This is a genomic window from Candidatus Brachybacter algidus (assembly GCF_016707225.1).
GTDB classification, from domain to species: Bacteria; Bacteroidota; Bacteroidia; order Chitinophagales; family Saprospiraceae; genus Parvibacillus; species Parvibacillus algidus.
The window spans coordinates 20022-33220 of sequence record NZ_JADJID010000008.1; the positions used below are offsets into that span (position 1 = coordinate 20022).

Here is a 13199-nt window from a genome sequence, read left to right on the forward strand (position 1 = left end):
TTTTAGAAATTAAAATTCCAGGTGATAGAAGGAAGTATTGGAAACAAAGAAACTTGTCTCGCATTGATCTTTTCAGGGATCTTTACTTCGACTTCACCCTGTTTTACTGTTTTAAATTCTGTTTCAAGAGTTAGGAAGTAAGGATTTCTTCTATCATAGACATTGTAGATACTCAAGGATAAATTACTTTCTCCCCATTTCGGAAACATATAATAAATTACACTAATATCTCCGCGATGATAAGCAGGAAGTCTGAACGTGTTTCGGTCTCCATAAATAGGCGTGACAGGATCAATCGATCCGCCTTTTATATCCTGAAATAAAGCTCTTCCCCCAGGGAGCCACGCCAGATCGCCTGATCCATATACCCATGTAGCTGAGGCGGTCCATCTTCTGTTGAATTTATAGGTAGCGACCACTTTAATATCATTCCTTCGGTCATATCTTGGTGAGAAATATCTACCGTCCATAATGCCAGGGAAGCCTCCTCGCTTGACAAATGCCAAAGTATAGGCGATCCATCCTGATAGTTTGCCAAAGTCTTTCTCGAGACTCACTTCAGTCCCGTATGCGTATCCTTTTCCGAATTCAAATTCCCTTTCGATCTCTTCATTCAGGAATAAATTGGCACCATCTCTGAAATCAACCTGATTTTTCAACCATTTATAATAATATTCATTGGTCAGTAAGAGCCCTTAGCTATCAGGTAACTAAATCCTGCTGAAACCTGATCAGATCGTTGTGGATGAACAGCATCTGTAGAGGGATACCACACATCAGTAGGTAGTGATATGCCGGAATTGGATATTAAGTGGACGTATTGTTTCATTCTGGCATAACCTCCTTTTATAGACCATCTAGGATTGACTTCATATAAAAGTGCCAGTCTTGGTTCAATGCCTCCATCGAAATAGTTGTTGCTCGTCCATCCTGATAAACGAAGGCCTGCATTAGCTTTAAGGTTTTTTATAATCTCAAATTCATCAGATACATACAACCCATACTCCATGCCGGTTCTGTCTATGCCCGAACTAAATGAAATGGATCCATCATCCGAGCCTGCCTTCAACCTTCCTACAGTAAAATCATAATAGGTCGTAGATATACCCATCTTAATGGAATGTTTTGAATTTGGGTTATAAGAAAAGTCCATTTTTCCGGCATAGTTTCTGATCTTAGAACCGAGGGAAAAACTAAAACCACTGATCTCATTAGAAATATCGTAGTTATAATCTGAAAATATGAAGGACGTATTGGCGAATAGTTTATTGTTGAAGATGTGATTCCAACGTGCTGTTAAAGTGGCATTTCCCCAGCTAAAACCAAGATCAAGCGTGCTATCCTTTAGGGCGAACTGGTCTTTACCAAAATATCCACTTAAATAAATACGGTCTTTCTCTCCCAACTTGGTATTAATCTTGGCATTTAAGTCATAAAAGTTGTAGCCCGGTATCTTATTGAAATCAGGCTTATCTTCCTGACTTTTATTTATTGCATTGGTAATAAGGTCCACATAGGTTCTTCTTCCGGACACTACAAAACTTGTATTTTCACCTATTGGGCCTTCCAGTGTTAATCTTGAGGTGATAAGCCCTATGCCGCCTGATCCGCTTAACTTTTTATTATTGCCGTCTTTCATGCGGACATCTATCACAGAGGACAATCTCCCACCGTATTGGGCAGGAAATCCACCTTTAAAGAGACGCACATCCTTAATAGCATCAGAATTGAAGGTACTGAAGAAACCAAAAAGGTGATTGGCGTTATACACGGTGGCTTCATCAAGCATGATAAGGTTCTGGTCACCTGCACCACCTCGGACATAAAGACCTGTGCTACCTTCAGAGCCGGATGAAACTCCTGCTTTTAATTGAAGCGTCTTGATGATGTCCACTTCACCAAACAAAGCAGGCAGGACTTTACTTGTTTTAGCAGAGATCTGCTCCATACTCATTTGGGTAGAACTCATTTTATCGCGGAGTTGGTCAGCCACGATGATGACTTCATCAAGCGTAGTAGTGCCTGGCATGAGTTCGATGTTCCATTTGGTATCATTCATGCCTGGAAGTCGCTGGTAGAAAGTCTCCATACCGATGTAGGAAGCTGATAGGATGATTGTATCAGTAGCAGGAATTGTTATAGAATAAAATCCATATTCATTAGTCACAGTAGCTTTGTTGGCATCAATGATTTCAACCTTGGCACCTATAAGTGTTTCTCCGGTTTCCCCATCAGTGATAGTTCCGAAGAAAGTTGTTTTGGATTGTGCTGAAGAGACGATTTGTTGAAAACCAATGAAAGACAGAACTAAAAATAACTTAAATGTGTATCTGATGACCATATGCATATAGCTTAAAACTGTGTTGAAATAGGGCTTTTGAAAGCGAAAGAAAGTATAACGAAAAAACAGCGATTTAGTTATAAATACACAAACATATAATTTTAACTATAATATGATAGAAATCCCATATAGAAACTTTTAACATAAAATAGTCAGGCAGTGGCTTTCAGGGAAGATATTACGATTAATTGTTATTGTATCATATTTGCAAGCATAAGGGAGTAGAAAGTCCCTTATATTTTTACGAGCCGATTATTATTAATCGTTTTTATAAACAAGAAACATGTCAGTTACAAAAGAAGTAAAACAGTATGTAAAAGATGTCAGGCTCTGGATGGTAGTGACTATAGCGTTGATTATTTTATTTTTTATAGTTAGTTTTCCGGTATAGAATCATCTACAAGGAAGATAATTTAATTTTTCATATCGACAGCAGTGGATTTTGTCACTGTGTTTTGGACAAGAACCTTTTCTATTACAAGATTTTTTAAGCAGACAAGCTTTTAAAGCCCCGGTATATTGCCGGGGTTTTTTGTTTCAGCATTGGTAGAAGTGCAGTTGGGAACATTTTCCCCTTTTGAGGTCATATTCATTCACTTCAATTTAATTGATATATGTTTAGATCTGTATATCTAAATGTTCTATGAAAGAAGAAATAAAGTCGCAACTTCCCCTCTGGCAGATGCTTGCCCGCTTGAATAGGCGGGGGTGGCGACAGCCGTGGTGTTGATAGACGCCATAATCTAATGATTTTAACAACTAGCAAAACATAATCTAAATAACTTCGGATTTTTCTCCCCCTTGGCCCCCTCAAACGAGGGGGAAAATCGTTCTTCGGCAGTTATATTCTCTTATTTTGTATTTGTCAAGATATTGTTTAAAACCAATAAAATTATATCTTCGCCATTAAAAATATATTATGTTAAAATCAATATTGTTTTCACTATTTACGCTATTTGCCATCGTTACTTTTGCTCAGCCTCCTGCCGGAGATGCAAAGGTGGGTGATTATTATGGTAAAAAACCTAAATCTAAGGGTGCAATGGATATTGCTCAACTTCCCGCCAAACTTGAAAAAGAACCTGTCATTCAAACTAAAGTAAAAGCAAAGGTGCTGGATGTTTGTTCAGCAAAAGGTTGTTGGATTGAACTTGCTGTGGATGATAATACAACAGCATTTGTCAAAATGAAGGATTATGCATTCTTCGTTCCTGTCGCTGCAATAGGTAAAAATGTCGTATTGGAAGGAGAGGCCAAACTAACGACTACTTCTGTGGAAGAACTGAAGCATTATGCTGAAGACGCGAAGAAATCTCAAGATGAGATCGATGCCATCACAGAACCTAAGACAGAGATCAGGTTTATGGCAAGTGGTATGGTTGTAGTGGATTAATTATTCTGCGAAATAAAAAAATAGCATGCTCTTCAATGAAATATTGGGGAGCATTTTTTTTTGCTTATTCATTTATGAGAAACTATAATAATAGAAAATAAAAATTTCAACTTTGATATTGAAGAAGAAACTTAATTTCTAAAATAACTATCCAGTATTTAGGGGGTCAGGCCAATACAAACCGTTTAGAAATGATTTCCAATGTTATCTATAACTATTTACTTTGAACATCTTTTCTGAAAAAATATTTTTCAATTAACATAATAACAAACAGCAAAGCTGCAAACATTGCTATTCCTAAGACTACATTGAAAGTAATAATAACTGGCTGACCATAGTTGTTTACTATAAAAAGTAAACTAGAAATTCCAAGAGCATAATATAATCTTAATATTATATTTCCAATTTTCATATCATATTGGTTAGTAAAAATGTCCCAATCAAAACAAGTACCTATATTAATTAAGTTTTTATTTTTCCACTGTTTTAAAAAAATTCTGACCCTGCTTCCCCTAGTTCATATTCTTCAAAAATAGTCCATTTAACGAATATAATACTAAAAATTAATGAAAATGATCAAATTTTTTCCATTGATTATATTGATTCATTATGTATATTATAAGTTAACCCTGCTTGGATGGGATTTAGATGTATATAATCCATTGTATTTAGTTCTCACAGTAAAGTCTTGATTTATAATAGTAAGCATCAATAATATTTCGTTTTGGAAGTTCACGAAAGGAAAAGCACTAATTAAAATTCACTCATTTTGCTACTGTAACACTTCCAGATTTAACTTCCTTACTTCCAGTAAAGTTATTTTTATAAACTACATAATAAACATACACTCCATTATCAACTTCTTGTCCTTTATATGTGGCGTCCCATGTAAAATTTGAATTCGAACTGTATTTTACGCCCCCCCACCGATCATAAATGTGTAACTCCTGGATTTCGGCGTTTGACCAACTGCCTTCAAAGATGTCATTAATGCCATCATAATTTGGGCTGATTACATTAGGAAGAAAATTTTAGGTAGTTCCATCTCTGTTCTAATATTTACAATGCAGCTGTCAGAGCACACTCCATTTTCGACAGAAACTATACAGAGATATTGTTTAATTGCTCCAAATCTCAAAATAGGTTGTTCACAATCATCACATGAAAGGCCTTCTGAAGGTTTCCATTTATAAATATCTCCTTTCACACATGAATTAATTAATGTATCTCTACCGTACATTCCTACAAAATGAGTTTCAATTCCATCCTGTTTTATTGGAGCTTTGAACACTTCAATAGTGTTATATTTAATTAAAGTATCAATTCCTTGATCGTTTTTTACCGATAATGACACCTGGTATATACCTGGAATATTATACTCAATGCATGGAGGATTCCTGCCTGACCAAAAAGAAGGTTTGCCGCCTTCAAATTTCCACTCCCACTCATCAGGATGCCTAAAAGATGAATCTGAAAATTGAACAAAATTATTTTGGCAAACAATTTCCTTGTCTTGGATGAAAAATGCTTCTGGTGGACATTTTTTCACAATCAAATAGAAAGTTTCTGTATACCATGATTTGAAGGAAGGCTGACCTGATGGGAAATTTGTTACAAATCTGTGTAATGTTACAATTTCTAATGTTGTTATTATAGGAAAACAGATGGATGGAGAATTTTCCATGCTGATTTTAGGTAACCCGGTTTGAAACTCCCAAATTATTGTGTCTTCCAATATTGCTTGAGTTGGATCTAATGTAAAATCTAGGCTAATTACTTGAAAACATGCACCTTCACACAACTCATACGCAAATTGAGGTTGAGTTCCGGTACCAATAGTATCTACCTTTCCATCTGAATTAATAATCCCCACACCAACACGACCGATCGCCTGAGTAAATGATTTTTGAGTAAATATTATAATAATAAAAATAATAATAATAAACAAGTGCCATAAATGATGGCACTTGTTAGTTCTATATAATGAATGGTTGATCATTATTCCATTTTAATTATTTTCCCTACAGAAACAGTTCCATCATTTCTCCTAATTTGGTAGAAATATACTGAACTCATCCAATTACTTGTATTAAACGTATAGTTATCTGAATTCGATTCAAAATTACCAACTATCTTTTGATTAAGATCGTAAATTAAAATTACCGACTTTTCGCCTAAATGAGTGAAGGTTAATTCATTCTTAAAGGGGTTAGGATAATTTTCAATTTTATTGGTCAATTCTTCACTAAATGCTTCATTTATATTACTTACAATATTTTCATTCATAAAAGTTTCAGGTTTTTCATTAGAAATATCCAAAAGGTCACCTAATTCTTTTGTTAATGGATTTGATAGGTTTAGCTTAAAATATGAAAATTGAGAAGCTGCAGTATTACAATTATTTTGCACCGAAACAGTAAGTCTGTAATAAATGTATCCGTGATTAATCCCCCAAACAAGAGGCCAAGAGGTAAAAGTGGGTATCGAAAGACCAGGATATGAATCAAATGTGGCATTAGCTGGTGCAGGAAGTCTATTTATTTGCACATCTGGAATACCTCCTGAAAGTGGCGTAGCGTATGCTCCGGAGTATACTGTTACCCAAGGTCCAGAAGTTGTTTTAGATGCTTCCAAAGAAATGTTAAATTGAGATACTGCATAAGTGGCATTCCTAGCCGCATTAAAATTTACAGATGAATAAGTCAACAATGGAGCTGACCCAATTATGGTTGTCGGAGCTGTATACCCGCCATTTACAATTTCTAGATTTGTGGATGCAGCAGCACCAGAAACACTTATACACCGGTAAATTATAGCGGCAGAGCAGTATGCTACCCCTGTATTACTAATTGTTATTTTTAGTTTAAATGTTTTACCATTATTTCCAGAATTTATTATCGGAGTGTTAGTGTTGAAGTTGGGAAGTTCAACATAATTTTGCATTATTCCTCCAGAATATACTGCATTCAGATTATAAGTTAGTCCAGAAGTATAAGTTGGAGAAGCCCCACATCCTAATGCAGTAACATCAGCATAATCGACTTTAATCGTGTAGGTTCTGCATTCTGTAATATTTGAAAAATCAATTCTAAATGGCCAAAAAGATTTACATGAATATACTGGGGTCGTAGATGAAGGATCAAGGGTAAAACCATCTACCTTTAAACTTGTTGGCGTATTGGTATTTTGTACTTGAGATTGTGTCACTTCTTTTGGAAATGAAGTCCCATTTGCATCAATTGTTAAGGGTACACTATTACTCCCTATATATTTGTAACCTGATGAATATGGTAAATTCTCAAGCTTCACATATAAATAATAAATTAAATCGTACTGCCCAGGAGCAGCGTTAAAAACCCCATTTGTTGCAACTGGAAAGATTGCGCTTGAAATGTCTAAAACGCTCTGTTTGCCTCCTCCAGCTACTGATGTTACTACTACATTTAATAAATTTATTGTTTTGTAGTGATTTAGAACTACCGCCCCAGTTGAATGATTTATCACTTTAAAATACAAGGTTCCCGACCAATCAACTGTACTTGGAACAGAAGGTGCTTCAACAGGAGTCCAACTATAAACTTTATTCTCCATAATTATAGATTAATTGAGCCTGTCCACAGGTAGTTCCACATTGAGATTCCAAGTATGGAGAAATAGCGTGAGCCGTATTTGAATTATAGATAATAATAATTGCAAAAATTAAGAATTTAACATTTTTCATTATTTTAATTTTTTGAATTTAAAAATACACATAAAGGAGGTTAAGCACAACCATTCAGTTCACGCGATCAGCGCAAACAATACATCATCGACCTATCAGTATAGATCGCAGTAAGAAAATCAATGTTCAAAAGAGTTGAACATAATTCAGTGTAAAATATGTGGTGTGTGTATTAGGTGATTTAAAAATCATGCTAAGATCAATGTAAAAAGTTAATTATTTTATGGGTTAAGAGTTATTGTTAAAATGTTATTCATTATTATATTCCAAATCTGGATGTACTTAATATCCCTTTTTTGATAATGAACACAAATTAGACATTATTAACTGAACCAAATGTAAAATTTTCTTTACATGTAATTAAGTTGGCCTCACTGACATCAAAATGTATTTTAATGTTTATTATGTTTTCAAAAATAATCGAATAGAAAATAAATAATAGTAAATAAATGTAAAATAATTATGCATTTAATTTAATTTTTAAAAATATCATATTTCGTAAAATTATATATGTTAATGTGTGAAAATTTAAGATTCTCCCTTGAGTTGCATATCTTTTCAGACTGATCTTTAAGAATTCAGCATATTTTCGAAATATATATGAGCTTCGATCAATATAAAAAAACGACTCTTAAATTATCTACTCAATTATTTGAAATGAATTCTCTACTATTGTGTAAGAATAAAAACTAGAAACATAATCATGAATCGCATTTTAAAAATTATACTTCTCAACTCATTGGCGGTATTAACCCTATTTCCAAGCACTGTTATTTCCCAGAAAACCAACAAGTCAGCTATAGATTTTGTCAATCCATTCATCGGCACTGCTAACCATGGCCACGTCTTTCTGGGCGCCAATGTTCCGTTTGGAGGTGTTCAATTAGGGCCGGTGAACATAGACAAAGGATGGGACTGGTGTAGTGGTTATAATTATGCGAGTAAGGAAATTCTTGGATTCACACACACGCATCTGAGTGGCACCGGCATCGGCGATTGGAATGATATTTTACTGCTGCCTGCTACCGGAAAAGTTAAAGTTAAACCAGCAAATAAAGATGAATTATCGGACGGATATGGATCTTCTTTTTCTCATAATCAGGAGATCTGCAAGCCCGGATTTTACAGTGTTTTCTTAAAAGATTATAACGTTAAAGTTGACTTGACTACTACTAAAAGAGTGGGTATGCATCGATATACTTTTGTTGAAAATAACAATTCACATATCGTCCTGGATCTCGCTTTCGGTACAGGGTGGGATAGTCCTGTCGAAACTCATATTGAAGTGGTAAATGATTCCATCATCACTGGATATAGACAGTCGAAAGGTTGGGCTAAAAACCAACAAGTTTATTTTGCAATTAAACTATCACAAAGGCTGCAATCTTTTCAATTATATGATGACTCAATTTCAATCGATGGAAGTAAACTAACAACTGTTCGTGCAAGAGCAATTATAAAATTTGCATTGCAAAAGAAGAAGTTGTGATGGTTAAAGTTGGAATTTCGGCAGTCAGTTCAGAGAATGCTTTGCTAAATATGCAAACAGAAGTACCCGGCTGGAATTTTGACAAAGTAAAAACTAATGCTTCTGATGCCTGGAACAAGGAATTGTCCACCGTAGAATACGATGCATCACGTGATCTGAAGACTATATTTTATACAGCATTATATCATGCTTATTTTTTCCCTTCAACGTATGATGATGTCAATGGCCAGTATCGAGGCAGCGATCAGAAAGTATATTCCGGCGATGGCAAACCTAATTATACTCTATTTTCACTTTGGGATACTTATCGCGCCTTGCATCCTTTATTGACGATCACTCAGTCCGGAAGGATCGATGACATTATTAATTCTATGCTTAATATATATAAGCAACAAGGTAAGCTGCCGGTGTGGCATTTGTCCGGGAATGAAACTAATACGATGGTCGGATATAGTGCAGTGCCTGTGGTCGTGGATGCTTATATGAAAGGGCATAGGGGATTTGATGCGAATCTGGCTTATGAAGCAGTGAAACAGTCAGCTATGCAAAAGATTAACGGCATTCAATACATTCAGAAATTAGCATTCATTCCAGCCGATTCTGTCAATGAATCAGTCGCCAAAGCATTGGAATATGCCATCGATGATGCTTGTATTGCTTTGATGGCGAAATCTATGGGCAAGACAGAGGATGCTGCATACTATGATAAAAGAGCGAAATTGTATAAATTATATTTTGATTCTAATACAAAATTTATGCGTGGAAAGTTGGCGAATGGACAATTCCGTGCTCCATTTAGTCCATTCGAAGCCAAACATCGAGAGAATGATTATTGTGAAGGCAACGGCTGGCAATATACCTGGCTCGTGCCTCAAGATGTGCATGGTTTGATCAAACTTATGGGAGGTGACAAATATTTTACAAATAAACTTGACTCTTATTTAATGCAAGTGGATCGATGGGGGAAGAAGCCAGTCCGGATATTTCGGGATTAATCGGTCAATATGCGCAGGGCAATGAACCAAATCATCATATACCCTATTTGTATAATTTCGCAGGTGAGCAATGGAAGACAGCGTCCATGACGAGAACATTGATGGATAGTATGTATACTTCCCAACCTGATGGTTTATGTGGTAATGAAGATGCGGGTCAGATGAGCGCTTGGTATGTGATGTCTGCTATGGGATTCTACCAGGTGCATCCCGGGAATGGTGTATATGTCATCGGAAGCCCAAGAATGGAAGATCTTAAACTACATCTGCCAAATGGTAAGATATTCGAAATACATGTCTTGGAGAGAAAGATCCAAAAGATAAATATATCAGAGGATCACGTTTAATAATCAGCCTTACCTGAAGTCCTATATTACGCACAGTGATATTATGAAAGGAGGAAAAATGGTGATACAGATGCATAAGGATCCAAATATGGAGTTTGGAAAGTCTGAGGCGGATAGACCATAATTTGCAGCGGGTAAATCATTCAATAACTATTTTTTCTACCCAACAAGTATTGAATTTACCTTATTATATTACATTTTTATTTAATACAACTATTTTGCCAGGTAGCAATTCCATTCTTGAGAATCCTCCTTTAGGACTTATTTTTATGAATTAAACCATGCTGCACCAAGGCATCCAGCGAATCAACTTCATATCCATTATTTCATTATATATTATAAAATTATTTAATATTTAATTATTCGGTGGTATTGTGAGCTCAAACATATTACATAATTTTGTCATATCTAAAGAATGAATAATTAGAGATATATAATTAAGTATATTTTCTAATATCAAAGAATAATTTTTAATAGAACCGTGAAGCCGGTCATTCGTGGCCGGCTACTATTAAAAAGTAAGAATAAGCGTTTTCCCAAAAACAGTATTCAATCCCGGACTTTACCGGTATGATATATTTTGTAATAAGGTTTCTTGTCCAAAGGGTAGTAAAAGTATTATCCTTTGGCCTTTTTCACTTGCAGAATAGGTCATTATTCATTTAAGTAAACTACAGTTAGAATTATGAAGTTTTTACAAAGAAAAGGCAAAGCGATTGACAAAAAGCAACAGGAAGAACTTCCTGTTATTTCTATTTCAGCCACAGCACAGGCGGCTGCTTTGAATTGCCTGGCAGGGGTGAACATTTCAATTAGCCAAAGCGGCACGTCCCAGATCACGCCTGGATATTTTGTTACTCCTACATATATTAACTTTGCATCCCTACAATTATCCATTGTTGGAGGTCAGCGCCGATTATTGATTGTGATGATGTGGGGCATTTTCTCACAGCAGTTATTTATGATCCTATCGCTGACCAGACTTGTTCTACACAATTCTTTGTGGAAGATAAAATGCCACCAACGTTTGAATGTGCTACTAAAGAATTGCCATGCGGTATAGAAATATATAGTATACAGCCTCCATATACCGAATTGGTGACTGTTACTGACAATTGCACCAATCCGCCCACCGTGACTATTCTAAGTCACACAGAAAAAAACTATACTTGTCCATCTCCTTATACCTTTGAAATAGTCAGAACCTACAAAGCCACTGACGCTTCAGGCAATTCAGCTACCTGCCAGGATACCGTAAGGTTCTTGCGACCAGTATTAGATGGAGATCGTATTTTCTAACGATACTACGATGAGTTGCAGTGAATTTAGCCAGGATACTTCCGTCACAGGTGAACCGACCTGGATGGGATATCCTTTGAGAGGCGTCTGTTATACTTGGTTTGGTAAAGTGGATAAAACAATTCCAATGGGCTGTCCGGGTAGATTCAAAATTAGAAGAATCTGGACAGTAATGGATGAATGTAATAATACTCCTAGTGCACGTGATACTCAATTCATCATGTCCATTGATACTACAGCTCCTATTATTTTTGTCCTGCAGATACTACAATCGGTCTCATCCCAGGATCTATGTAGCCAATTATTCTTTTTCCGGCTGTGATAGCCACAGATAATTGCAGCAATAATGTAACATTTTCATTCCGTGTGGATGGATTACTGGTATTTAACACCTCTACTTCGCTCCTCATCGGTGAGCATATCATTGAAGTCAGAGCAAATGATGGATGCAACAATTCGTCTACCTGCACTTATAATGTGACTGTCGAAGATCAACAAGCTCCATACCTTACTTGCCATAATATAAATGTCGGGCTAGGAAATACGGAGACAGGCATCGTATGTGCCGATAGCCTGGGCTTTGATTATTCTGACAATTGCGCAGGTCCATTAACTATTTCCATTAAAAAGTCAACCGATAATTCATACACAATTGTGTAACATACATGTGATGAAGTCGGTCAAGTTAATAACTTGATTTTAAAGTGCAGACCAATATGAAAGTAACTGCACTACTTGCTCATTTACTGTAACAGTGCAAGACAAAGAGTTTCCTCAGATGAATTGTGGTGCTGATGTAGACATCGAACTTACATGTTTCCAAACCGATACCCTCAATCCTGGGAGGTGGCATCTTACCAGCTGCCACGGACAATTGCGGTGATCCTGTGATCACATGGTTTGGTAAACTCTGTGTTGGACTGCAATAGTATGAAGGTACAATTGACATTGTTTACGGCTACACAGATTTGGAGGCAACTCAGCGTCCTGCACTAAAACATTTAATGTAACCAATCCAAACGCATTGGATAGAGGAGACGTACTATGGCCTGCTGATCTGGATATGGCTGGTTGCAATCCTAATATAAATGATACAAGCGTCACAGGATGTCCAATACTTTTAGGGAGAATTCTGCAATGAAATTATTTTTCAGCCAATGTAGACACGACGATCAATGGGGATGGATGCGATGTATATGTCAAACAATATACGGTCGATTGATTCTTATATTTTTCTTACTTTCCGGAGAACTGATGGAAAAGTTCGTTCATCTTCCAGAACATTACAGTCACTGGGGCTACAGCACCGAATCTTATAGTACCACCAAATGTAACGATAGAGCCAACTAATATCCAATAATTGTACAGCTCAGGTCGATCTTGCCTTAGCCACCGCCACAGGTTGTGGTCAGCCGATCGTTATCACTAGCTTTAATAATGGCGGTGCAAATGCAGACGGGATTTTATCCATTTGGGGTGACACTTGTTACTTTTACTGCTACCAATTCATGTGGTCTTACAACTATAGGTGTAACTACTGTCACAGTGGAATATGAAAGCAATGATCTAGTGATATGCCCTCCTGGTTTTGATGTGTCATGTATGATGGAATTT

The 13199-nt window shown here is 36.2% G+C and carries 14 protein-coding genes; 7 read left to right on the plus strand and 7 right to left on the minus strand.

The genetic code is table 11. The annotated features are described in order from the left end of the window. Positions 1–2: 2 nt before the first annotated feature. Positions 3–659, minus strand: a complete 657-nt coding sequence (locus IPI15_RS18340) for a hypothetical protein (RefSeq protein WP_287421694.1) — start codon at positions 657–659, stop codon at positions 3–5. Positions 660–682: 23 nt separating this feature from the next. Next, positions 683–2341, minus strand: coding sequence for a TonB-dependent receptor (locus IPI15_RS18345; RefSeq protein ID WP_287421695.1), 1659 nt, complete (start codon positions 2339–2341; stop codon positions 683–685). Positions 2342–3260: 919 nt separating this feature from the next. On the opposite strand from IPI15_RS18345, the gene IPI15_RS18350 reads away from it, so the two are divergent. Then, a complete protein-coding gene (locus IPI15_RS18350) occupies positions 3261–3734 on the plus strand; it encodes a DUF4920 domain-containing protein (protein ID WP_287405331.1) in 474 nt (157 codons plus the stop codon). A 214-nt stretch (positions 3735–3948) separates the two neighbouring features. Here IPI15_RS18350 and IPI15_RS18355 read toward each other — a convergent pair whose 3' ends face one another. The 4 genes from IPI15_RS18355 to IPI15_RS18365 all read right to left on the minus strand — a co-directional run bounded on the left by IPI15_RS18355 (position 3949) and on the right by IPI15_RS18365 (position 7325). After that, the gene (locus IPI15_RS18355; protein WP_287405330.1) at positions 3949–4146 is read right to left on the minus strand and encodes a hypothetical protein; all 198 of its coding nucleotides are present in this window, start codon (positions 4144–4146) and stop codon (positions 3949–3951) included. 352 nt (positions 4147–4498) lie between these two features. Next, entirely contained in the window at positions 4499–4747 is a 249-nt protein-coding gene (locus IPI15_RS20045) for a T9SS type B sorting domain-containing protein (RefSeq protein WP_353845332.1), read from the minus strand. Further along, entirely contained in the window at positions 4747–5733 is a 987-nt protein-coding gene (locus IPI15_RS18360) for a PKD domain-containing protein (RefSeq protein WP_287421696.1), read from the minus strand. The genes IPI15_RS20045 and IPI15_RS18360 overlap by 1 nt, the downstream gene beginning before the upstream one ends. After that, entirely contained in the window at positions 5733–7325 is a 1593-nt protein-coding gene (locus IPI15_RS18365; RefSeq protein ID WP_287405328.1) for a T9SS type A sorting domain-containing protein, read from the minus strand. The genes IPI15_RS18360 and IPI15_RS18365 overlap by 1 nt, the downstream gene beginning before the upstream one ends. 833 nt (positions 7326–8158) lie before the next feature. Here IPI15_RS18365 and IPI15_RS18370 point away from each other — a divergent pair. The 3 genes from IPI15_RS18370 to IPI15_RS18380 are packed head-to-tail and all read left to right on the plus strand — an operon-like array spanning position 8159 to position 10286. Next, positions 8159–8944, plus strand: a complete 786-nt coding sequence (locus IPI15_RS18370) for a hypothetical protein (RefSeq protein WP_287421697.1) — start codon at positions 8159–8161, stop codon at positions 8942–8944. Further along, a complete protein-coding gene (locus IPI15_RS18375) occupies positions 8944–9939 on the plus strand; it encodes a GH92 family glycosyl hydrolase (protein ID WP_287421698.1) in 996 nt (331 codons plus the stop codon). Before IPI15_RS18370 ends, IPI15_RS18375 begins: the two co-directional genes overlap by 1 nt. Then, positions 9903–10286: a glycoside hydrolase domain-containing protein gene (locus tag IPI15_RS18380; RefSeq protein ID WP_287421699.1), complete on the plus strand. Its 384-nt coding sequence runs from the start codon at positions 9903–9905 to the stop codon at positions 10284–10286. Before IPI15_RS18375 ends, IPI15_RS18380 begins: the two co-directional genes overlap by 37 nt. A 654-nt stretch (positions 10287–10940) precedes the next feature. Here the strand turns inward: IPI15_RS18380 and IPI15_RS18385 are convergent. Next, positions 10941–11183: a hypothetical protein gene (locus tag IPI15_RS18385; RefSeq protein WP_287421700.1), complete on the minus strand. Its 243-nt coding sequence runs from the start codon at positions 11181–11183 to the stop codon at positions 10941–10943. A gap of 36 nt (positions 11184–11219) precedes the next feature. Between IPI15_RS18385 and IPI15_RS18390 the strand changes: the two genes are divergently transcribed. From IPI15_RS18390 to IPI15_RS18400, 3 genes are read left to right on the plus strand one after another with little or no spacing between them, the layout of a single operon-like run. After that, positions 11220–11585: a hypothetical protein gene (locus IPI15_RS18390; RefSeq protein WP_287421701.1), complete on the plus strand. Its 366-nt coding sequence runs from the start codon at positions 11220–11222 to the stop codon at positions 11583–11585. A 10-nt stretch (positions 11586–11595) separates the two neighbouring features. After that, positions 11596–11907 carry a hypothetical protein gene (locus tag IPI15_RS18395; RefSeq protein ID WP_287421702.1) on the plus strand — a complete coding sequence of 104 codons (312 nt, stop codon included), beginning with the start codon at positions 11596–11598 and terminating at the stop codon, positions 11905–11907. After that, positions 11904–12245 carry a hypothetical protein gene (locus tag IPI15_RS18400; protein WP_287421703.1) on the plus strand — a complete coding sequence of 114 codons (342 nt, stop codon included), beginning with the start codon at positions 11904–11906 and terminating at the stop codon, positions 12243–12245. Before IPI15_RS18395 ends, IPI15_RS18400 begins: the two co-directional genes overlap by 4 nt. Positions 12246–13199: the final 954 nt, after the last annotated feature.

Excerpts from the sequence above, each read along its gene's own strand:
- IPI15_RS18350 (WP_287405331.1), top strand. The coding sequence starts at position 3,261 with ATGTTAAAATCAATATTGTTTTCACTATTTACGCTATTTGCCATCGTT.
- IPI15_RS18360 (WP_287421696.1), bottom strand. The coding sequence starts at position 5,733 with ATGATCAACCATTCATTATATAGAACTAACAAGTGCCATCATTTATGG.
- IPI15_RS18365 (WP_287405328.1), bottom strand. The coding sequence starts at position 7,325 with ATGGAGAATAAAGTTTATAGTTGGACTCCTGTTGAAGCACCTTCTGTT.
- IPI15_RS18355 (WP_287405330.1), bottom strand. The coding sequence starts at position 4,146 with ATGAAAATTGGAAATATAATATTAAGATTATATTATGCTCTTGGAATT.
- IPI15_RS18345 (WP_287421695.1), bottom strand. The coding sequence starts at position 2,341 with ATGGTCATCAGATACACATTTAAGTTATTTTTAGTTCTGTCTTTCATT.
- IPI15_RS18380 (WP_287421699.1), top strand. The coding sequence starts at position 9,903 with ATGGGGGAAGAAGCCAGTCCGGATATTTCGGGATTAATCGGTCAATAT.
- IPI15_RS18395 (WP_287421702.1), top strand. The coding sequence starts at position 11,596 with ATGAGTTGCAGTGAATTTAGCCAGGATACTTCCGTCACAGGTGAACCG.
- IPI15_RS18385 (WP_287421700.1), bottom strand. The coding sequence starts at position 11,183 with ATGGATAATTGTAGGGATGCAAAGTTAATATATGTAGGAGTAACAAAA.
- IPI15_RS18375 (WP_287421698.1), top strand. The coding sequence starts at position 8,944 with ATGGTTAAAGTTGGAATTTCGGCAGTCAGTTCAGAGAATGCTTTGCTA.
- IPI15_RS18370 (WP_287421697.1), top strand. The coding sequence starts at position 8,159 with ATGAATCGCATTTTAAAAATTATACTTCTCAACTCATTGGCGGTATTA.